The organism is Botrimarina hoheduenensis (assembly GCF_007859815.1).
Taxonomy (GTDB): domain Bacteria; phylum Planctomycetota; class Planctomycetia; order Pirellulales; family Lacipirellulaceae; genus Botrimarina; species Botrimarina hoheduenensis.
In genome coordinates this window covers 190,395-214,142 of record NZ_SJPH01000001.1, presented here as the reverse complement: position 1 = coordinate 214,142, position 23,748 = coordinate 190,395, and the positions used below count along the sequence as shown (strand labels likewise).

Genomic DNA, 23,748 nt, shown 5'->3' with positions numbered 1-23,748 from the left:
CATACGGTGAGGCGGATCGGCCATGCCCTTACGTCTCGCCCCAGCACAGCGAGGTCCCAATGTCTGCGCAAACCAAGCGGCGTTCTGAGCCGTCGATGGTCGATCCCCAGGCCCTTTATTCTTTGCCCGAATTCAAGCGGGTAACGAGGCTAGGCCCCAGTTTCTTTCGCCGAGCAAAGGCGGCTGGTGTCGAGTTGCCAATGCTCCGCGCTGGGCGTTGCAAGTTCATCCGTGGGCGGGACGCAATCGAGTTCATCGAGCGCGCGGCCGCTATCTGAGGGGGCAACCGGAAAACAAGCCGGGCCGCCCGCTGTGGAGGCAGGGCGGCCCGGCTATAGCTTGGAGAACGGCATGGATTCTACCGAAGGCCGGTTGAAACAACGCGCGGAATCTTGTGGACCACGGTTCACAAAACGCCGAACGAAGGCGGAAGTTAGCCTTCTCAGGCAGCGGATCGTCAACGTAGCGGCAACTTATCAGCCGTTGACGCTGCGCCAGCTGTTCTACCGATTGGTGGTGCGGAAGCACATTCAGAAGACCGAGGCGGGCTACAAGGCCGTCGGCCGCTTGACGGGCCAGTTGCGCGAGAGTGGCGACCTGCCTTGGTCGTGGATCGTCGATTCTTCACGCATGGTTCGACAGAGAGCCAGCTACAGTGGACTGGGCGAATTCCTAGAGCAAACCCAGCGGCTGTACCGCCGCAATCTCTGGCAGGATCAGCCGGAGTACGTGGAAATCTGGTGCGAGAGCGAATCGGCTGCGGGCGTGCTCTGTGCGATCACTTACGAATGGGGAGTTCCATTGCGGCCTTTCAAGGGCTACGGATCGCGGACGTTTCTCTACGAAGTAGCGCGAACGCTTCGGGAACAAAACAAGCCGGCGACGTGCTACTACTTCGGGGACCGCGATCCGAGCGGCAACGACATCGACCGCAGCGCGCTAGAAAGTGTTCGACGGTACGGATCGGGAGAGTTCCGTTTCGTGCGGGTCGCGGTCACGGAGAAACAGGTGTCCGATTGGAGCCTACCCGGCGCGCCGCCGAAGCGTACCGACTCCCGCGCCAAAAACTTCCGGGGGCCTTGCGTCGAGCTGGAGGCTATCGAGCCCGACAGGCTTCGCGACTTATGCCGAGACTGTATCGAGCAACACATCGACAGCCACGCGCTAGAGCAACACAAACGGAACGAGAAAGCCGAGCGCGAGACTCTCAACCGAATGCGCGAGAGTTTGCCAGGCTGAGATTTTGTGAACCACGGTCAACAAAAAAACCCCCGAAGCGCGACCAAACGCTTCGGGGGCAAGAGAGAACGCCGAGCTGGGCGAGCATCGACGCAGCGTATGCGGGATCCCCAAAGGGGCTTAGCTGTCGTGTGACCCGGAAATTATAAGCGCTACCCGCAGTCGCGGGCAAGCCTCCGGGTGTCCAACGTGGACCGAAAGCACGCAGCGGAAACAGCGAACCCCGGTATGTAAGAACTGTGAAAAGCTCGCCGGTGGCCTCACCAGCCCCGGCGGGGCAAACCCCAGCTCGGCCCACATTCCTAAGCTTCTTCTTTTTTTTCTCTTAGGGAAACTGCGCGCTTAAAGGATTGAACCCACGTTGGGGATGGTGCGCTCAATCAGTACTCACAGGAAAGCGAGCTGGGCCTGATGATCGTTTCGACCATTGAAGAGAGTTCGGGTTCAGGCCCGGTGGCTGCGGCGGAGCCGATAGAGATTCACAGCGCTGAAGACTTACAGCTCCGCGCCACGCTCGCGGAAGTGGAGCCGCAGCTCGCCCGCTGGTGGAGTCACGACGGCCCCCACGGGCGAGCCTGACGGGGGGGTGGGGTCGATGCTGCGCCCGACCGCCTTCTAAGCCGCTTGCCAGGTGTGCAGTTTTTTTGCCGTTATTAGTGAGGCTCCAAAAGCTCGTCCAAAAAAAGAGTCATTGACGCAAAGCTAGCCGTACCGACGAGGCACCGACGACCGCTCGCGAACCTGCGGCGGTGTCGCCGTCGGCAGGACACCTCAGCGACTTAGCTGCAAACTGAACTCGCTGAAGCTGGTCCACCGAATGGCACTTAGTTCTTGCTAACCCCTTTGAGGATGTCGAGTTTGGTCGCGGCGCGGGACTTCATGAGGAGGTCATAGGGGGCCTTGCGTTTCTTCTTGCGTCGCGGCTCGAAGCGGTCGGGTCGGTTGGCGACCCGGTGCGTCGCGACGGCGTCGAGCAGCTCGTGATAGAGCCGCTCGCGTAGGGAGCGTGAGCGTGCCCCCGACACACCCGCCAATCAAGCCGAGTACCAACAGACCAGTCAGTCGAAGCCGGGCGCTGGCTTCCCGATCGCTCGGTTGGGCGTGATCTCGTCACTCTGCTCGGGCGCCGTGCTGGACTTGGGCCTCTGTCCCTACGCCGGCAAGGGAACCGGGGAGGTCACGCTGATTCAACGTCTGTGGGGCGTGCTCGCCGAGCCTTCGCTCAACTTACGTGCGGCGCCGGAACACCGCCGAACGTGCTGGTGGTGATCACCGACGATCTTGGCTGGGGCGACCTGAGTTCCCATGGCAGCAAGCAGCTTGAGACACCAAACCTGGACCGCCTTCGGGCCGAAGGGGTATCGTTCATACGGTTCTATGTGCAGCCCGTCTGCGCGCCAACCCAACTCACCTGCCCCGGCGTGAAGACCCCAAAACGAGCGTCAAACGCTCTTAGCTACCGCTACGCAACCAACCCGATGCAAACCGTTCGGCTTGACAAGACTCTTACAGGAAAGGGTGCATCGCCCGCCCGCAGATGGCGGTCTCGCGAAGTCGCAGCGGTGTCCGAACCCGGGCAAGACCTCTGCAGATAGCCAGACGGGCTTCCAGGGGTCGGATGGTCCAGTCGCTGCGCCTAATGAGTTGCCCGAACTACACGAGGTGTGCCCACCGAAGAGAGGCCGCTACAGCGAACGACCCGCATCACTGGGCCGGCGGTAACGACTTTCCGTCGGTATCCGGCCCGGCCGCCGGCTCCAGTGCATGCGATTGTTCGCCTAGTTGCGCCACGAACGTCGTCGCGCTCGCACACGCACTCTCGGGACGAACGCCATCCCACACAAGATCGACGATCTTTTGCACGCCATCTCGGAGAAATGACAGCGTTAAAACGCTGTCTCGAATTCTTGTAGATGCCCATTGAAACGAAAATCCGTCGGGCAAGACAATCCCATTCAATATTTTCGCGGCACGTCGTTCTGCCGTGCGATTGGGCGATTCCCATGCAAAGTCGTTCTTTGCTCGATGCATAGCTAAGTCATATTGCGCCGTGGAGAACGTCAATTCCGAATCACGGCAATCTATCCACTTCACCGCATCCTGGTTCCGAACCACCTGCACGGTCATATCGTCGCATCCAACGCAACCGCATTCACACCTGCCAACAAGTAGTTCGCCGCCGATTGTTAGGGCAAGCTGAGCGAAGAACTCAGGCGGATCAATTCCAAGTAAGGAGTCACCGAGCCAGTCCTTTTCGTCGACAAGGATGCGGACTTGGTGGTCGTTGGAAGCCAAGCTAGGAGTGAAAGCAAATCCGATGTTGTGCAAAGGCACGTCTCGTGTGTACGAACTTGTCTTTAGCATGACCAACGTAACACCTCTAGGCCGCAAGGTTGTCAGCCTAACTCGCAGTCCGAAGATTGGCGTAAGGCTCAGTCTAGCCGTTGGTTGCGCCCACAACAATCTTCTCGCTGCGTGATAGGCTGTTTCCGCCTATCGCTCAACCGGCTCAAACTCACTGAGGTTGCATCGTCTTCGCGGACTTTCACAAGCGGCGAACTCGCCGAGGTCTTCAGGACCGTCCGCAGTTGGCTTGGGGTGCGTCTCCGAGCATGAGCAATGAACCCGTTGAGGTGGCAGTTGTCGCCCGGCGCGTAGTGGGTGATCCACTCGGGTCGCCAGATCGGCTCGAAGCTGTTCTCCTCGCTTCGCTGTGCGAGACAACTGAAGGACGTATTGACGAAGACTAGGTCACCGCCAATCCATGCCATCTCGTGAAGTTGCACGTCGCCCGTGCAGTGTGCGCGACGCGGCAGGAAGCAGGCGTCGTGAGTAGCCGCTACGGACGGGAACGCGTCGGAAGCGTCAAGATTCGCACAAACCGCGGGTACGTTGTGGAACTCCCAGATATCGACGCTGCAGCCGACAGCTAACCGCCCCCAGTTATGGGCCAAGCCCATGGGCTTCTGCAGGTTATCGGAAGTGTGTGTTGAGCACACCGCCGTCGTTCCGCAGAACAACAAACTTACCGGCCTGGTAGCTCGTCACAAAAATCGAAGCGCCCAGCTCGCCAAGCAGTGCGGGGAAGCTGGTGGTATGAACGCTTCGCAGCGGATCGGCCGGGTCGTCGCCGTTGGTCATGCGGACAGCTTACCCACTTGTCGATAGGCCTGCCGACGCTGGATCTGCCGAGGTCAACCGGTCTTCCGCAGCAGAGAGAGAGTAAGTCGCCCGGCGCCTTGCCGGGGATTGGACCGGGCAACCTCATCGGTCCCCGCGCGAATCTATACAGAACCGAGCGCAAACCGATCAAAACTGCGGTCTACCACCGGTGTGAGAATCGTGGTGAACATGTCCCGCTTGCGAAGATTCTGCGGGAACTTGCGAAGATTCTGCGGGAAGTCGTAGCGATCCGCGGCTATAACCGGTCTCTGTCTCGTCTCAGCTAGGGCGGCAATGCGCGGGACGCGCGACACGGTTCTGCTTGTTCTACCGTGATTGGCATCCTTCATGACTAAGTGGCGATCCCGCCTCTTCCCGCCGGGGAAGAAGGCTCATAGGTCTCGTGGGCGCCGCCCCGGCGACGGTTCCCAACCCGGGGGCTCGAGCGGCGGCCCCCGCGGGCGAGCGCCAGAGCACCTGGAGTCTCGGCTGCTCCTCACCAGCACGCCGCTCTCTGCGGCCGATGCCGAAGCGCTCCGCTTCGGCTTGGCGAAGCTCGAACCGCTGGGCGAGCGGCTCGATCAGTCGGCGCCGCTGGCCGCCGACATCGGCGTGCTGGGCGTCTCGCTTGCCGACGCGGCTGACCTGGGTGCCTTCCTCGGTCAGCAGATCGCCGCGCCGCTCGTCACACGCCTGGACACCGCTCCGCAAACTACGGCCGACGAGCTCGTCGCCGCTCTCAACACGGCCTTCGCGGCCAGCACCGACTGGAACATCACCGCCACCGGCGGCGCAGCGGCGTCCGCCACGGCCGTGGGTGCCGACATTGAGTTGGGCGTGTCGATCACCGCGACGCGCGACGTGCCGATCGAGATCGATTTGAAGCGTGTGGCCGGCGGCGGCTTGGGCGACGACTTTGCCCCGATCGCTGACACCCTGCCGGTGACGCTGAGCTTGGACTTCACGCTCGGTCTGGACGGAGACGCGGTCACGCCCGAAGAGGCGTTCTTCTTCCGCCTCACCAGCGCGCCGCGTGTGGAAGCGGGCGACACCGGCGCTTCGGACGCCGTGACGCAGATTGGTGTATTGGGCGTCGATGTCGATGGCCAGGCAGTGATCGATCTCGATGTCTCGCTGCCGATCATCGACCCCACGCCCGGCGTGGCCGGCTTTACCGGCGGGGAGCTGGAGGTAGCGGCCGTCTCGGCGCAGATCGCTTCGCAGAGCGTCGCCGGCCTGTGGGGAATCAGCCCCTCGGCGGGCGCGACGCCCGCCTCGAGCGTTTCGCAAGTCAGCGCCGGATCGGTGGCGTACCAAGAGACGTCCGCGCTCGGGGGCGGCGGCGCGGTGCTGCAGTACAGCAGCTTTACCAGCATCGCCCCCTTCACGCGCGTGGGCGCGGCCGACCTGCTGACGGGCTTCGACGCCCTGGCGAACTGGATCGGCGCGTATGGCGACGCCAACGAAACCGACGCCGACGTGCTCTTCGTGCAAGACACCACCGTCGGCGAGCTGCTCGATCTGCGTGCCGCCGTGGCTCCCGGGCTGGTGGACCCCGTCGCCGATCTGGTCAACGCCGGCGACGTGGCGCCCACGGTGCAGCAGATCGCCGCCGCGTTGCCGATGGCCGCTTCGCCCCGCTTCAACCCGGCGGACCAGTCGCTGACGTTCGATGTGAACTTCGGCGTCTCGCAATCGCCCGTCACGCGGGAGCTGAACCTGGGTGCCGACGGGCTGGATGTTGGCCCGATTCAGCGGTTGCAACTCGCGGGCGCCACCCACGCCACCGTCACACCAACCGCCTCGGCGAGCCTCGAGCTGAACCTGCCGCTCAAGACGCCGGGCGCCGGCTTCTCGCTCAGCGGCGGCGACACGCTCGACTCGCTCGGCACGGCCGGCATCAACCGCGTGGTCGGCGTGTTGGCGACCACCGACGCCCCGCTGGGCGCGCTGCCCGCCGACCTCACGCTGAACGTCGCGCTCAACGGAGCCGGCGGGCCGCAAGCCGCGCAGGTGACGCTGCTCGCCGCAGACACCGACGCCGAGACCGGGCCCGAGCAGCTCCGTGGTCTGCTGAATGTCGCCCTGTTCGAAGCCGGTCTGGCGATCACCGCCGACTCGCGTGGCGATCTGCTGGAACTACGCGCCGACGACCCGGCGGTCCGTTCGATCACGGTCACTGGCGGCGAGTCGCTCGGCTTCGCCCAGGCACAGACCGGCAACCTGCCGGAGCTAGAGTTCACGCTGGGCGATGGCCAGCGGTTCGCGATCGATTTGGACCCGCTCGACACGGTCAACGACCTGCTCGGAGCGATCGCCGCCGGCCGCGCGGCGAGTGTCTCCGCCACGATCAACTCGGGCGGGGGCGTCACGGTCACCGACCTCACCGGCGGCCCGGGCGACCTGACTATCCGGCGGCTCAACGGCAGCACCGCGCTGTTCGACCTGGGCCTGATCCCCGAGCAGACCGCGACAGAAGACGACCCCGAGTCGGCCCCGCCGGTGACACAGATCGTCGGCCGCCCGCTCTTCGGCGAAACCCTGGGCGACCTCATCACCGTCTCCGCTGCGACGGTGACCGTCGGCGCGCAGCTCACGGCCAGCGGCGTCGACGCCACCGCCTTGGCCGGACTGGCCGACGTCACGGTCACCGGCGGCTCGTTGGGTTTCTTGACCCGCACGACGATCAGCCTGCCCGATGGCACCACGATCAACGAGCTCAACCTCGGGCTGTCCGACCTGACGACACTCGACCCGGCCTTATCGGAAACCGGATCGCTGACGCTCGATCTGCCGGTCGATCTAACGACGCCGATCGCCGGGGTGTCGCTCGGCTCCGCGGCGCGGGTGCAGCTGACCGTGCCAGACCTGATGGCGACAGCGGACCTCGGTGACCTGCAGCCGTCGCTCAACGCCGACGCGGCGGCGCTCCGCCCGCTGATGGCCCTGGCTTCGGCGGACGTGGACGCGCTGCTGAGCGAAGTCAGCGAGTTCGTCGCCGGTCTGTCGGCAGAGGACGCGCTGTCGCGTGAGGTCGCCGGCCTAGGCGTCAGCCCGCTGCAGCTAACCGACCTCGCCGGCCGCTTCGCCGAGGCCGTCGAAGCGTTCCAAACCGCGTCGGCCGCGGCGCCGGTCTCTTTGCAGTCTCTCCAGGGCGCGCTGCAGGCGGCGTTCGCCACCACGGCGTCGCCCACGCCGCCGATCTCGGCGAGCCTCGCGGGAGACCGCGTCGAGATCGACCTCGACCTGGGCCAATGGCTCAGCGAAGCCAGCACGCAGCAGCTCGATCTCGACATCTCGCCGCTGGGCGTTCCCTCGGCGCCCCGTCTGCAACCGGCGGGCGCCAGTGCGCCGGCCGATCCGCTGAGCCTGACCAGCACGGCCAGCGTTCACCTCGTCATTGGCATCGACGGCGCGACCGCCACGCCGACGCTCTACATCGACGATTCGTCGACTGTGCAGCTTGGCTTGGCGGGCGGAGGATCCGGCATCGAGGGCGCCGTACCGCTTGGACCGGTGACCGCCACCCTTTCTCCCAGCGCGACCTATCGGATCGACGCGGACGGCGCCGGCCCCTCGGCCGCGCCGGCCGTCTACTCCGTGTCGCTCGCCGGCCCCGGCGCCCGACACGACCTGACCGCCTCGGCGCCGACCTTCACCGTCGGAGTCTCGGCGACGGGGGCGGCTTCCGCCACCATCGCGCTCGACTTCCCCGAAACCGCTGACGGCGACGTGCTGCTGAACCAAACCAACCTCGCGTCGGCGCTCGCCACGGGCGACTTCACCGCGTCGGCGGTCAGCGCCGCGGCGATCAACGGGGCGATCGCTCAGATCGATTTCACCGACGACCTGTCGGCGCTCACCATGACGCTGCCCGGGCTGCTGGGGCGTATCGGCCAGGGCGTCGACGACCAGACGCTGCTGATCAATCTGCCGATCGTCGGGACAGCCGCGTTTGACGAGGCGGTCTTCCTCGGCGAGATCACCGACCGCTTGGCGGACAACTTTGACGCCTCGACCGACCGCAGCGCGACGCAGGTTCGGCAAGATGTGTTCGACGCCCTCGGCCCGGGCGGCATCGGCTGGCTCAAGGACTCGACGGGCGACACACTTGTCACGATCGACGACGTCGGACTGAACGTCACCGCCAACGAAGCGCGGTTCGACGTACTGCTGGGCAGAGACCTACCCGCCGGCGGCCTGCTCGACTTGAGCACCGACTTTGACCTCGGCCTGCCTGGGCTGGAACTGGAGCTAGAGAACGCCCTTTCGCGGTACGCGGTGGGCTTCGAGCTGATCCTCGGCTTCGGCATCGACAAGACGGACGGCGTCTACCTAGACGCCGGCGCCACACGCAACGACGCCACGCGCGGCGTGCTGCCGGAGATGACGATCGAGATCGTCGCCGCGCCCGACTTCACCGCAGCGACCGGCCAGCTGGGCATCACGCCGTACCACGTTACGACAAGCGGCGGCACAACGCCTCGAACGCTCGACGCCACGCAGCTCACGGCGTTTTTCGATGTCGACTTCACACCGACCGCCGGACGGACGGACGATCGCCTCGTCGCCCGCTCCAGCGGTCCGCTCACGCCGGGCCAACTGGTTGACATAACGCTCTCCGGCGACGCGGGCATCGAGTTCTATGTGCAGGCGTTCCCGGGCGAGTCGCGGTTCCCCGGCATGCGGGCCGACTTCGAGGCGTCGTGGAACTTCGCCGGCGGCGCGCCGAGCGCCGAAGTCCAGGCGCCGACGACGATCGAGTACACCAATGTCGAGATCAACACGAACGACTTCTTCGCCGATCTGCTGGGCGAGGACCTGGCGAAGATCAACCGCGACCTAGAGCCGTTCCGCGACTTCTTGAACGTGATGGTCGAGCCCATCCCGGGGCTCTCGGCCGTGATGGGTAACACCTCGCTGGTCGACATCATCTCGCTCGGCGGCGGTGGCGCCTTCGGAGTAACGATCAACTACCTGGCTCGCTTCTTCCAGATCATCGCGGCGTTCCCCACCAGCACCGACCCGGTGTGGCAACCGTTGGGCAGCTTCACGGTCGACAAGTCGGTCGCCGTGCCGGGGCAGCTTATTCCTGACGACGATCGGCTGGTCGAGAGCTCGAGTAAGCTCAACGTCGCTCTCTTCGGCAAGCTGCCCATCGCTCAGAAGGAAAGCCAGACGAGCAAGTTGAAGGCGTCGGCCGCCATCAGCGGCACCGGAAACCTGGGCAACCCGAGCATCAGCTTCCCGCTGCTGGGCGACGATGGCAATCCATTCAACGACGACACCGATTCGACGCCGGTCGGCGCCTTCGATCTGCTGCTCGGCCAGAACACCGATGTCTGGAAACTGCAGATCCCAAGCCTGAGTCTCAAGCTCGGGCTCGGCGGAACTTTCCGCGTCCCGCCTGTGTTCGTGACGCTGGCGGGGACGCTCAAGTTTGATGTCAACCTTGTGCTCGGGTACGACACGTTCGGCTTAGCCCTAGCGCAAGAGACGGGCATCGACGGCTTCATCGACGAGGGCTACTTCTTCGACGATCGGCCCAACGTTCAGCAAACCGGCTCGGGTCTCCTGAACCAGTTCATCACCGAGCTCAACGGCAATCGCGGAACCGATAAACCAGAGCTTGTGCTTACGCCGGCGATTGTCGTCGGCGGCGGCGTCGGGTTGAGCAAGGGGCTCGATGTGGGTGTCGAGGCCGCGATTGAGTTCCCCTTTAGCTTTGACCTTGCAGACCCGAACGGCGACGGGCGCGTCCGCTTCTCGGAGTCGGAGTTAGCGCAGCAGGTCGCCGGAAGCGCGTTCAACATAAGTTCGGCGATCGATGTGGTAATCCGCGCTACGATCGGTCCAGCGAAGATCCCGATCGTCGACTATCGAACGTTTGAAACCGTCATCTACGACGTCGATTCGCAGGTCACGCCGCGGCTGGCAACCAACAACGCCGGCGTGCTGCGGCTCAACATGGGCCCTAACGCCGCCGACCGCGAGGTGGGCGACACCTCCGACGGCGATGAAACGTTCATCGTCCGCCGCAGTGGCACGGGCGCCGTGGTGGTCGAATCCTTTGGCTTCAGCCAGGAATACACCGGTGTAAGCAGCATTGTGGCCGACGGCGGCGCGGGCAAGGACCGCATCTTGATCTCGCCGAACCTGTCGCTGTCGGTCGATCTTTCGGGCGGCGCGGGCGACGACGAGCTGATCGCCGGCGCCGGCCCGGCGACGCTCCGCGGCGGCGATGGCGACGATCGCCTCGTGGGCGGCCCCAGCGACGACCAGCTGTATGGCGGGGCCGGCAAGGACACGCTGCTGGGCGAAGGGGGCGAAGACACGCTTGAAGGCGGCGTCGGCGAGGACCTGCTTCTAGGCGGCCTTGGGCGCGACACCCTCCGCGGCGGCGACGACCGCGATGTTCTCCGAGGCGGCCGCGGGAATGACCGGCTGGAAGGTGGTCAGGGCGACGACACCCTGGAAGGCGAAGTCGGCGACGACGTGCTGCTAGGCGGCATCGGCAGCGACACGCTCATCGGCGGATTCGGGGCCGACATCCTGATCGGCGGCGCCGACGCCGACACGCTCCGCGGCGAGAGCGGCAGCGACGAGCTGTACGGAGACTTCGGGCCCACCGGTGTCACCGCTGAGCAGGCGGCGATCGACGGCCTCACCGGCGCAGCCGACCAACTGTTCGGCGGCACGGGCAACGACACGCTCCGCGGCGGCGACGGTCCCGACCTCCTCTGGGGCGAAGAGAACAACGATACGCTCTTCGGCGACGCGGGCGACGACATTCTCCGTGGCGGCGGCGCCAGCGATAGCCTCTTCGGCGGCGACGGAGACGACACGCTCTTCTCGAACATCGACGCCTCGCAGCGCGACAACGCTGCCCACACGCTCGACGGCGGCGCCGGCGACGACCTTCTCTACGGAGACACGCTGGCCGACCGTATCATTGGCGGCGACGGAGACGACACGCTCTTTGGTTTCCAGGGCGACGACATCCTCATTGGCGGCGGCGGGGCCGACCGTATCGAGGCAGGCGAGGGCGCCGATGTGGTTTGGGGCGGCGACGAGTCGCCGCTCGCGGTGTATCCGGTCGTTACCGCCGCGCCGTGGCTCTTGCCAACGAACTACAACGGCACGCACGACATCGTGCCCGACTTCGTCCTCGCCGCGACGCTCGACGGTACCCTGGGCGACGAGGCGGACACCCTCCTCGGCGGCCCCGGCCAAGACGTCATCTTCGGCGGCCTGGGCGCCGACGATATCTCGGGCGGCCCGGACGCGGACTACATCGACGCCGGCGCGGGAGCCGACATCGCCGTCTCCGGCGACGCGGGTGACGACGTCGTCCGCGGCGGCTCGGGGGCCGACGTCGTTCATGGCGGAACCGGCGTCGACCTGGTTTACGGCGACTCGGGCGCTGACCAGCTTTACGGCGACGCAGACAACGGCACGCTGACCAATCGGCAAACGCTGTTCGGCGGCGACGGCGAAGACCAACTGTTCGCCTACGCCCCCGAGTCGAACTTCCTGGGCCGCGGGCGGCTTGGCGATGAGCTGCACGGCGGCGCCGGCGGCGACTTCCTCCGCGGCAACGTCCGCGATGAGCTCTTCTTCGGCGGCGGGGGCAAAGACGTGCTGCTGGGCGATATCCTCGCCGGGCCGCTGTACGCCACCAACACGCAAGCCGACACCGTCGGCGGCAACGACACCATGTTTGGTCAGGGTGGCCAAGACCAGTTGTTCGGCGGCGGTGGGGCCGACGAGATGTGGGGCGGCGCCGACAACGACACCCTCTCTGGCCAGGCGGGCATCGACACCCAGTACGGCGGCGGCGGCACCGACTTCTTCAATCTCTACACCGCCGAGCCCGAGACCGAAACGATCAACGGCCACTTCGGCAACAGCGCCCCGGGCGACACGCCGGACGACTTCCAGACGGACGTTCTGGTCGTCACCGGCACGGCCGCGGACGACAAGATCCTGCTGAGCCAATCGCAGGCGGCCGACAAGCGGCTACGGATCGACTACCAGAGCGGCGCCGACCCGAACCGCATCTTCTTCGTCGATTGGCTGCAAGAGATCGACGGTGTCGAGTTCCCCACGATCGAGCAATTCGAGATCGCCGGCTTGGCGGGCGCCGACACGCTGGGCTTCGCCCAAGACACCACGCTGCTGCCCGCCGCCCAGTTTGGCGACGCAGCGTTGCCCACCGGCGCCGATCCGCTCGACATCTCGCCGCTAGCAGGCCGCGAGGACTATGTGCTGGTCGTCAACGCCGGCGCGGGCGACGACAAGCTGTTCGGCTCCATCGCCGACGACCGGCTGGACGGCGGGCGCGGTTCCGATGTACTGTTCGGCCTGGAGGGCGACGACCGGCTGTGGGGCGACACGTTCGACGGCTCGATCGCCGACGCCGACACGCTGTACGCCGGCGCCGGCGACGACGACCTCATCGGCGGGCAAGGAACGAACCATCTGTTCGCCTGGTCGTTCGATCCTACGCTGGGCAGCGAGTTCGGCGTGTTCGAGCAAAACGGCGTGCTGCGGGCCAACAGCGCCGGAGGCGCCGCGGCGGAGAACACCGGTCTGAACCGAATGCTCGGCGGCCCCCGTGCGGACGAGCTGTACGGCGGCACGGTGCTCGACTTCATGTACGGCAACGGCGGCGGCGACCAGCTCTACCGCCGCGACGGCAGCCCCTTCAGCTCGTACGGTGACGCCCTCACCGGCGAGGACAGCCGGGAGTGGCTCGAGTACGCCCGCGACACCGACCGGGTGTGGTACGTCGGCGGCAGCAACGCCAACGACAAGATCGATGTGAACTACGTGACGGAGCCCGGCCCCCTGGCGAATCGGCACCTCGTCACGCGGCAGACGGAGAACAACGGCCAGTTCAGCTTCGCGGCGAGCTTGCAGCTCGACTTCGCGGCGACCGACGCCCAGGGCAACCTCGTGTGGGACCCGCAGGACACGGTGTTCGACTTCGTCGGGCTGCGCGACGCCGCGACCCCCGCCGAGCGGGCCGACCTGCTAGAGAACGACCCGACGATCGTCACCGACCTGGTCGACGGGCTGCTGCCGCCCGAGGGCGACTTCGTGGCGATCATCATCGACGCACTCGACGGCAACGACGAGATTACCGTCGGCCCGACCGTTCAGAAGACCGTGTTTATCGACGCGGGCGGAGGCGACGACACGGTGATGATCCAGGCGGGCACGGCGATCTTGGCGGATCGAACCGAGTCGCGGACCACCAGGCGCATCAGCGGCGTGACGGGAGCCGAGGAGCGTGTGTTCGTCGGCCGCAACGACACGCCTCTGGCCGCCTTCCCTCTGCCCCCGTCCGCCACCGGCGCCACGACCGCCACCGGGCTTTCGATCGATAGCCCCGAGGATGTCGATTACTACGAGCTGACCGTTCCCTTCGGCCCGACGACCATCTCAGCGCTCACCGGCTCGATCGCCGACGATGTGACGCTGCGTGTGTACTCGGCCGATCTTCTCACCGACCCCAACGCAGCGCCGCTAGCCGAAGACGTCGCCGCCAAGCAGCAGGCGACGGTCACCTTCGAAGCGACCATTGCCGAGGCCGACTACCAAGGGCTCGTGCTGGCCGACAACCCGGTGCAGTACCTGCGCTTCAACGCGGGGAACGGTGCCAGGGCGGTCGATGCGTCGGGCAACGGCAACGACGGCACGCTCGGCGCCGGCGCGACGCGGCTCGCCGATAGCGTGCAGCAGCAGCTCGGGGGCTCGCTGCAGCTCGACGGGACGGGTGTCGGAGTCAATCTTCCATCGCTCGGCACGCCGTTTAATCGGTACAGCGCGTACACCGTCGAGGCGTGGGTGCAGCTCGATCAGCTCCCCACCGCCGACGCCACCGTTTACTCTCACCGCTTCGTCGCCTTTGGCGATCTCGATCTACGGATCACACCAGACGGCCGCTTGGTGCAAGACGTTGTCGGCGGCGAGCTGCCAGTGATTCAGAGCGCGGCGGGCGCCGTCGCGGCGGGGATCGATGTTTGGAACCATCTGGCCGCGACCTACGACGCCGCCACCGGCCTCGCCGAGCTGTACGTCAACGGGCAGGTCGTTGCGAGCGAGACACGGTCGTTCTCCCCCGAGGCGCCGGTGGGGCCCGGGCAGCTCGGCGCCAGCGCCGGCGGGCAGTTGCTCGCGGGCAAGCTGGACGAGTTCGCCTTCTACGACAAGGTGCTCTCTGCCGCCGCGATCGAGAACCGATTCGCCCGCGGCTCGGCCGACTTCGCCGACGCGCTGGTGCGGCTCTTCGTCGAGATACAGACCGACCGCACGCCGACCAACTACGAGTTGACGGTCACTACCGCCGGCGCTGGACAGGCGGTCGATGACTACGCGACCCGCATCGATCAACAGCGGCGCGATGTGATCGTTGGCGGTCCGGGCGCCGACCGGCTGATGGGCGGCGCCGGCCGCGAGTGGATCTTCGGCGGCAGCGGACCCGATGTGCTGAGTGGCGGTCTCGATCGGCAAGCCGACGACCTGTTGCTGGGCGGCTCCGGCGACGACACGTTCCAGATCATCCCCGACTTCGCGGCGCCGCTCGACAACCGTCCGGGCACGCTCGCCGAGGGCCCCGGCGAGACGGTGCTGCCCACCCGCAGCGATCAGTTCATCGGCGGCGAGGGCGACGACCAGGTGCTGTTCCTTGGCGGCAACCAAGACCGTCGCGGCTTTGAGGTGCCCGACTACGTCGCGCTGCGGTACGACGCCAACCTGTTCCGCTACGAGTTCACGAGCCTCGTCTGGGACATCGCCGAACAGCGGTTCCGCACGGAAACGATCGACAACCCCGCCAACCCCGCCGGCAACGCGGAGTGGGAGGTCTATCAGCAGCAGTACCTGCTCTACACCACGATCGACGTCGAGCGGCAGGTCATTAGCACCCGCCGGGGCGACGATGTGGTGCACGCCGACGAGGGCTTCCAGTTCTTGCCGATCAACGTCTCGCTCACGGAGCAAGAGAAGCAGAACTTCCCCACCTGGGGCCTCTCGCTGGGCGATCAGGAACAGGGCGCGCGACTGGCGGAGCTGACGATCCAGGGTGGCGCGGGCGTCGACTTCCTCTTCGGCGGACCGTACGCGGACACCATCACCGGGGGCCCCGACGATGTGGACGACGACTACATCGTCGGCGGACCGGGCGACGACGAGCTGCGCGGCGCCGCGGGCAACGACACCATCTTCGGCAACACGCCCGACTCGCCGGCGCTCAACTTCCCTTGGAGCGGCGAGACGGTCAACGTGATCGGTGCCGTGCCTTCGCAGGAAGCATACGAGTACGAGCTGGCCCCGCCGTTTGAATTCGTCCCGCCCGACACCCGGCCGGGGATCGACCTGAACGACGTTTCGGTCGCCTCTCCGGGCGACTTCTCCGAGTCGTTCGAGCTGCTCGCGGGCGAGGTCTACTCGGCCGACAACCTGCGTAGCGGCCCCGCCGGATCGCGACGGATCCTCGAGATCGGCGACTTCGACGGCGACGGCTTCACCGACTTCGTCATCGACAACGGCGAGAACGCCGACGGCGTCGGCACGAGCATGGTGCTGCTCCGCCCGGGCCAGCTAAACGACGTCGCCACGGTCAACGACTGGTCCGAGATCGTCGTGCAGGCGTACGGCGAAGGCCCCAATGGCGAGCAGCCGCTAGGCGTGCCGGGTGAGCGGTTCGGCGACCTCAACAACGACGGCATCGACGACCTGGTCTTCGTCCGGTCGGAGGACGACGACACGGTCGTCACGGTCGTCTACGGCAGCGATACCGAGCTGTGGCCTCGCAACTGGACGGCCGACTTGGCGAGCCAGGTTACACCGGGCCTGGTGCGCGAGCTGCGTTTCGATGGCGCCCAGTTGCAGACGGACGGCGTCACGGTGCACACGCTGCAGTACGACGCGGTGAACACTCCCGACGACCTGCTGATCACCGGTCAGTACGCGGAAGGCACCGCGGCGGCGGACCTCATCCCGGGGCCGTTGCTCACAAGGTCGCCGGTCCGTACCGACACGTCGGGCGGCACGGGCAAGCTGCTCGGCCGGGCGATCGTTCACAACGGCGCTGGCTTCTTGGGACACAGCATCGGCCCCTTCGACGGCGGCGACGGCTTCAACCAACCGACCAACGCCGCTCTGTTGCGTATCGACGGAACCAACTTCAACGCGTTGCAGGTAGTTCAAGAAGACACGGGGGTGGACCAGGATACCGACCTCTTCCACACGGAGTTCGGCGACAGCGTGGCGATCGGCAGCGACACGTTCTTCATCGGCGGCCTGCCGGGCGCAACGAACAACGCGCGGGTCTTCCGCATCGATTCATCGAACCGTGTCGAGTGGTACGCCGCCGACGTCAACAACGGGTTCCGGCTAACCGACGAGCTGATCGTGCTCGACGGCCTGCTGTACGGCACGATCGCAGGTCAGCTGGGAAGCATCGGTCAGGGCTTCACTCCGTTTGAACTCAACAGGCCGTTTGGTTTCCCCGGCGGCGCGCGAGACCTAACGGTCGTCGAGACCGGCGCGAACGACACGGTCTTTTACCTGACCAACGACGATCGGCTCGCACGTTACACACGGGCCGGTGGTGGCGACGGAACGTTCAATATCGTGCCGCTACCGACTTCCGCTCTGGGCACGCTCACCAACCTATCGGACCTGATCCAGTACAACGGCTTTCTCTTCTTTGCAGGAGAGACGTCGCAGGTGGGTCGCGAGCTGTGGCGTTACAACCCCAGCAGTGGGCAGCTCACGGCGATCGATCTGGTCGCGGACCAGTTCGCCACCGGATCGGACCCGGGCAACTTCACGCTGCACGACGGCCGGCTGTTCTTCTCTGCCCGATCCGAAGACGAGGCGGGCAAGCGGGGCGTCGAACTCTGGCGGCTCGATAGCCCGGGAAGCGCCCCGGTGCTGGCGGCCGACATCAACCCGGGGCAATCGAGCTCTAACCCAACGAGGATGCTCTCCACCAGCGAGGGCCTCTTCTTCGCGCTCGACAGCGGCAATGCAAGCCTCGACGCCGACCTGTGGCGCTGGCAGGACGGCCAAGTGAACCGCATCGGGCTCACCAGCGGCGCGTCGCTCGATGTGATCCCGCAGTTCGAGCTGGACGGCACGCTGTACTTCAGCGCCGACGACGGCCTCGGCAGGCACGGCCTGTGGACCTTAGAGCTCGATTCACAACTGGGCTACATCCTGTCGGGCGCCGACATCGCGTCACTCAGCTCGACCACGGGCGGCACGGTTGACGTTACCCAGTCGCTCGCCCGGTTCACTTCGACCGACACCTCTTCCTCCGCCAATAGCCGGCTCCGGGTATCGGTTCCGGGAGACCTCAGCGGCGATGGGCTCGACGAGGTGTCGTTCGGCCCCACCGTGCGCGCCGGACAGCGGGTATACGAAGACCAGCGGGTGATTAGCGAGATCGAGGTGAGCCTCGAACCCGGGTCGGGCGATTACCAGGTGTCGATCACCGTCGGCTCGATTACCGAAAGCTTCACCTTTGACCCGGACGGCCCCGGGCTCGACGACGCGTTCGACCGAATCAATTTTCTAAATGACCTGATCGACGCCTCGCCGCTGGGCAATACGGTCGACGCAGGCGAAGCGGACAACGACGACTTCGATTCGCTACGCTTCGAAACCAACCTCTCAAGGTACCAGCGTCCGTTCATATTCGTTTCAGATAACGACGACTTTTCGGCCGAGAACGCGATCCGATCGGACGGTAATGGCCAGCTGAGCGACGCCCGTTTCGACCTGGGCTCGACCAACTTCCAGTCGTTCTTGATCCCCTCGCAGCGGGGGGTCATCCCGGGCGGCACCATGCCGGGCGCCTCGGAGCCCGCCGCGACGCGCTTCGCCGGAAACACGATTCACCTAGAGCCCGCTTCGTTCAGTTTCGGGCCCACCGTGACCGCCGCGTTGGGCGACATCAACGCCGACGGCTTCGATGACTATGCGGTGTCGCTGAACGGGCAGGTCGACGTCTATCTAGGGTCGGCGTCGCTGCCGTCGGCGCCCATCTTGGCGGTAACCGGTATCAGCGGTGTCACCCAACCATCGGTCACCGCAGGCGACTTTGACAACAACGGCCAGGTCGATCTGGCCATCGGCGACGGAGCCGGCACGGTCTGGATTATCGACGCGGTCGCGTCCGAAAGCGGCACGCAGTCTCTCGTTACCGTGGCGGCTCGGCGGATCGACTCGGGCGGTCCCCTATCCGGCGGGCGTGGCGTGGTTCGCCTGCCCGGCTCGCCGCAGATCGACTTCAACCGCGACGGCCGCGACGACCTGCTGGCGCGTGTCGTCAGCGCGCCGCGAGCCCAGTCAATCACTCCGAACGGCGCTTGGGTGTCGGGCGACCTGCCGGCCCAATGGATCGGTGTCTCCGACAACACGAACGGTCCGAGCGGCACTTATGTTTACGAGCTGACGGTCGATCTTACGGGTTTCGATCCGTCGACTGTGTCGATCAATGGTTCGTGGGCGAGCGACAACGGGGGAGAGATCCGGGTCAACAACGGTCCGAGCGGCGTGACCAACACCGCAACGAGTTTCGGGTCGTTGGACACGTTCGAACTCACGAGTGGATTCACGGCCGGCGTCAACAGACTGCAGTTCCGTGTAGGCAACGGCGGCGCCGGTCCGACCGGCTTGCTCGTCAACTCGCTCACCGGCACAGGCACACGCACCACCGGCGGCCAGGCGTCGATCCCCGGGCTGTTCGTCACGGGGCGTGCCGCCGGCGTGAACCGGCCCGACCCGCACTACCGCCTCATCGACGCACCCGCGTCGGTCGGCGCGGTCGTCGGCGATCCGCTCGCGGTCGGCGGCAACAGCTTCGGCGAAGACCACGTGCTCGTCGTCTACGGCACGCCGGAGGCGATCCCCTTGCCGGACGCCTTCGACGAGCTTGGCAACCGGGCGATCCGCGGCGCCGGCACGTTTGTGTCCAACCCGGCGACCGGCCGGCCGCTCGTCTTTACGGAAGCCGACGACCCTTACCTGCTCGGCCCGTCGGGCGAGCGGTGGTTCCGCTTCCGTACTCTGGGCGATGGCGAAACGGGCAACGCCGTGCGCTTCGTCTCCGCCGGCGACGGCACGCTTTCGGCCAACGACCCCACGTTCACCGCTGAGCTACGCGACGAGGGTGGCCGGCTGCTTGGCAGCGGCCTCGCCCTCGACCTGCGCACGCTCGACGCAGGCGACTACTACCTTCGCGTTACCGGCGCGGAGGGCGGAGCGCCCTTCGCCATTGAGATCGAGGCGCCCTTCGCCGGGCAACGCGACGAGACGAGCGACCTGCCCGACCGCGACGCCATCTACGGCGAAGACGGCGACGACAGCCTGAACGGCAACCAAGACCTAGACGCCATCTACGGCGGCAGCGGCGACGACCTGTTTACCGCCGAGGCGATCGAGGTCCGCGACGCGGTCAGCGGCCGCGAGAACCCGCCCACCGGCGAGCTGACCACCCAGGTTCGACCGCCGATCGAAGACCCGTTGGTTTCGGTGGCCAGCGGCTTGGTGGGCCGCATCGCCGCGGCGCTCGGCACGCCCGCCGCTACCGACTTCACCGAGAGCCAGCTCGCGTCGATCACGTCGATCGACCTGAGCGGGTTGTTCTCGTCGATTCCCTCGGCAACGCAACTGGCGGGGCTCGACCGGCTGGTGAACCTGCAGACGCTCGACTTCAGCGACAACGAGTGGGACAGCGACACGATCGCCAGCCTCGCCTTCGACCCGGCCACAGGGCTCGGGCTTTCGCAGCTAGAGACGCTCGATCTCTCGCGTTCGGGGGGCGCCTTTGAGTTCTTCGACGGCGATTCGGACGTCTTCACCCGCTTCCGCCGCTTGCGGTCGCTTGACCTGTCGGGGATCGACGCTTACTTCCCCTCGGGCGACGGCATGCCCGCGCTGGAGTTCCTGACTTATGAGATCACCGATGTCTTGAATTCCGGCCCCAACCTGCTGTTCCGCGAGGGCGACCTCGTTAGCTTCAATTTCGGCGTGCCGTTCGGCGTGCCTTTCGATGAGTTCGAGGTGCTCGACCCTGCCGGCGCGGTCGTCGATTCGGGCTTCGGCACGGGCGAAGTGGCGTTCACCGCCCAGGACAGCGGTTCGCACACGCTGGTCATCTCGGGGTTCAACTTCGACACGGGCGAGACTGACTCCGCGTCGTTCGCCATCCCCGTGTTCGACACGCCCACGGTGATCGACCCGATCCAGCCGATCGCGGGCGTATTCGAGGGCGACACCCTTACCGCCAGCGGCGGCGGCGGCGGTGTGGTCACGCTCCAGCGGAACAGCGCCGCGCTGGCCGACATCACGCTGACCGATCCGAGCCCCGCCGATTTGGCGAACCTAAGCCAACGGGTGTCGATCATCGATCCGGCCGGCGGCGTCCGCGACCTGACGACCGGCGCCATCAACTTCGACGGCGCCGACGACCTCGCTCGGTTGTCCGGCGCGGGCGACCTCGGCCAGTTGTCCGACCAGCTGACGTTCTCGGCATGGATCAACCCCGCCGGAGGCGCCGGCCTGGAGTCGCTGTTCGGGGCATCATCGGCCGGCGGCACCGGATGGGATGTCTTCGTCTCCGATGGTTCGCTGGGCTTCGGGGCGTTCGGCGTCAACGCGTTGGTCTCTAACGCTAATGTCACCATCGGCGGCTGGCAGCACGTCGCCGTGACGCTCGCCAACGATAACTCGGTCCGGTTCTATGTCGACGGCGTCGAGGAGTCGGTCAACACGTTCGGCGCCTCGAACATCATCACGGGCGCCACCGAGTTCGCCATCGGCAGGGGCTACGAGGGCGGAATGGACGAGGTCCGCGTTTACAGCCGGGCCCTCACCGCCGAGGAGATCGCTGCCGAGGCGGCCTTCAGCCCCGTTGATGCGAACACGCCGAACCTCGTCGGCTACTGGCCGATGAACGAGGGCGCCGGCCTGCTCGTCGCCGACTACTCGGCTTCCGCCGCCAACGGCATTCTCGAAGGCGCCGGCCAGGGCTCGCTGCCGCATTGGACATCCACGGTCGCGACGCCGCTGGCCAGCCCGTCGTACACGCTGCCCCAAGACGGCGGCTTCGCGATCCGGGCGACGGTGAGCGACGCCATCGGCCCCATCGCTTCACGGACGCAGACCGTCATCGTTGGCAATGCGGCGCCGGTGACGCCGAGCTTGGCGGCGCCGACCGGCGCCGTGGCGGACGATGTGCTCACCTTCGACGCCTCCGTAACGACCGACCCGAGCCCGGCCGACACGTTCTCCCTGGCATGGCGCGGGGCCCTGCAATTCGACCCCGACGCGGTCACCGCCGAGGGTCCGGAGTTCTCGTACCGACCCGCGACGGCGGGTGTCCACGAGGTGCTGCTCACCGCGACCGACAACCAAGGCGCAGCGTCGACACGGCTGGTTACCTTCGACGTCGATCCCCTCGCCACGATCACCTTCGCTGCGGGCGAGGACGCCGCGACCGGCTTCGTCGAAGGCGGGGAGTTGCTCTTGAGCAGCGCGGCGTCGAGCCCCGTCGATCAAGGATCGTCGGCCAACGGCGACAGCGGCGCGGTGCGAACCTACGCCTGGAGCGTCGTCCGCCAAGGCGAATTGACGCCGCTGGTGACAGGAACCGACGCGGGCTTCCGCTTCGTGCCAACCGACGAGGGGACGTACGTCCTGTCGCTCGTCGTGGCGGACACATTCGACGTGGGGACCGAGGGCGAGCGGACCTTCACCAGCAGCGTCGCCACACGCACGATCGAGGTCGCCAACGCGCCGGCGACGCTTGTCGCCCCGATCAGCCGCTTCGCCACCGAGGGTGTCGCCACCACGCTGGCGGTCGGGCTGATTGAGCCCGGCGGCGGGGACCCCGGTTTGACGTACGACTGGACCGTCACCGACTCTAGCGCCACGCAGGTGCTGAGCACGACCACCGCAACGCCCACGCTCGACTACGCGTTCCCCGACGACGGCGGGTACGAGATGCTCGTCGTAGCCCGGGACGCCGCAGCGGCGCAGGTGACCACCGTCAGTTGGCTCGTGACCGTCGCCGGCGACGCCCCCACGGTGGCCATCGGCCCGCTGCCGGCGCTTGCCGAGGGCGACGCCGCCGTCTTCGCGGGCGTGTTCGCCGACACCGCCGGCTTGGGCGACGGGCCGTACTCCATTGTGTGGGACTACGGCGACGGGTCGACGCCCGTCACGGGCACGGTCACCCCACCAGCGCACCTCTACGCGGACAGTGGATCTTATGTCGCCACTCTCACGGTGACCGACAAAGACGGGCTGCAGGGTGTCGCGACGGTCGACGTCTCGGTAGCGAATAACGCGCCGACCGTCACGCAGGCCGCCGCGGTGCCGAGCGCGGGCGAATCCCTCGTCTGGAACTTTAACGGACAGGTGACCGACTTCGACGGCACGCTCGGCGGCGGAGCCGACCGCGAACCGCTTGCGGCGACGATCGACCTGGGCGACGGCACGACGCTGCCGCTGCTCCTGACGCCCATCGCGGATGCCTCCCCAGCACTCGCGACGTATCAGTTCGCCATCAATCACACCTACGCGGCGCCGGGCGTTTACCCCGTGACGATCACGGTTAGCGATGACGACGGTGACGTGACGACGTTCGCGCTCGCAGCCGATGTCGATCCGATCGCCGGCGACTACGACCGCGACCGCGATGTCGATGACGACGACTACACCTTCTGGTCCAACAACTTCGGCGCGACCGAGGGCGTTGGCCTGCAAGCCGATGGCAACGGCAACGGCCGGGTGGAGATCGGCGACTACAACGTGTGGCGCGACAACCGAGACGCTGCGATCGCCCTGTCGACGGGGCCGCAAACCGATGAAGCGATCGGCGACGCGGCGGCGCCGCTCACCGTGGTGACGGTGGTCGATCAATCGCTGGCGCCGAGGCCGAACGACGCCGCCGCCGTGGGCGAAGCGGAACAAGAGGCGTTCGCCGGTTTGGCTGAAGCCGTCCCGGCCGCTGAGGTGTGGCCGACGAGCGGCGCGACCACAGGCACAACGTCATCGAGCGCGACGTCATCGAACACGACAGCATCGAGCGCAGCGTTAGCCGGCGCCGCTGCCGACGAGGCGCTGCTGCTCCTCGATACCGCGACGCCGGACGCCGAGCCCGCCGAACCGACCGACGACGAGGGTGTCGCCACCGACGCCACCGACGAGGCGATCGCCGAGAGCCGCCCCGAACGGTCGCCGCGACGCCTGTTGCGATCGCTGCTGCAGCGAAGCCGGCGGACTTGACCAGCGACAGCCACGCGACCCGACCAACGATCGAGACGA

General features: G+C 66.5%; 8 protein-coding genes. 4 read left to right on the top strand and 4 right to left on the bottom strand.

Annotated elements, in window-relative coordinates; all coding sequences use genetic code 11:
* Positions 1–483: 483 nt before the first annotated feature.
* Both Pla111_RS00790 and Pla111_RS17070 read left to right on the top strand, forming a co-directional pair.
* Complete coding sequence (locus Pla111_RS00790; RefSeq protein ID WP_146570437.1) at positions 484–1,239, top strand: hypothetical protein; 756 nt, start codon at positions 484–486, stop codon at positions 1,237–1,239.
* 411 nt (positions 1,240–1,650) lie between these two features.
* Positions 1,651–1,818, top strand: coding sequence for a hypothetical protein (locus Pla111_RS17070; protein WP_197524642.1), 168 nt, complete (start codon positions 1,651–1,653; stop codon positions 1,816–1,818).
* Positions 1,819–2,063: 245 nt separating this feature from the next.
* Here the strand turns inward: Pla111_RS17070 and Pla111_RS00785 are convergent, their stop codons facing one another.
* Entirely contained in the window at positions 2,064–2,264 is a 201-nt protein-coding gene (locus Pla111_RS00785; protein WP_146570435.1) for a hypothetical protein, read from the bottom strand.
* A gap of 171 nt (positions 2,265–2,435) precedes the next feature.
* On the opposite strand from Pla111_RS00785, the gene Pla111_RS00780 reads away from it, so the two are divergent.
* Positions 2,436–2,834 (top strand): sulfatase-like hydrolase/transferase, encoded by a 399-nt coding sequence (locus Pla111_RS00780; protein ID WP_146570433.1) that lies wholly within the window; start codon positions 2,436–2,438, stop codon positions 2,832–2,834.
* Positions 2,835–2,943: 109 nt separating this feature from the next.
* On the opposite strand, the gene Pla111_RS00775 is transcribed toward Pla111_RS00780, so the two are convergent.
* The 3 genes from Pla111_RS00775 to Pla111_RS17065 form a co-directional block, all read right to left on the bottom strand.
* A complete protein-coding gene (locus Pla111_RS00775; protein ID WP_146570431.1) occupies positions 2,944–3,567 on the bottom strand; it encodes a hypothetical protein in 624 nt (207 codons plus the stop codon).
* A gap of 104 nt (positions 3,568–3,671) precedes the next feature.
* Positions 3,672–4,199 carry a DUF4915 domain-containing protein gene (locus tag Pla111_RS17635; RefSeq protein ID WP_391581000.1) on the bottom strand — a complete coding sequence of 176 codons (528 nt, stop codon included), beginning with the start codon at positions 4,197–4,199 and terminating at the stop codon, positions 3,672–3,674.
* Between the two features lie 13 nt (positions 4,200–4,212).
* A complete protein-coding gene (locus Pla111_RS17065; protein ID WP_197524640.1) occupies positions 4,213–4,380 on the bottom strand; it encodes a hypothetical protein in 168 nt (55 codons plus the stop codon).
* 369 nt (positions 4,381–4,749) lie between these two features.
* Between Pla111_RS17065 and Pla111_RS00765 the strand changes: the two genes are divergently transcribed.
* Complete coding sequence (locus Pla111_RS00765) at positions 4,750–23,709, top strand: LamG-like jellyroll fold domain-containing protein (protein ID WP_146570427.1); 18,960 nt, start codon at positions 4,750–4,752, stop codon at positions 23,707–23,709.
* The last annotated feature ends 39 nt before the right edge of the window (positions 23,710–23,748 follow it).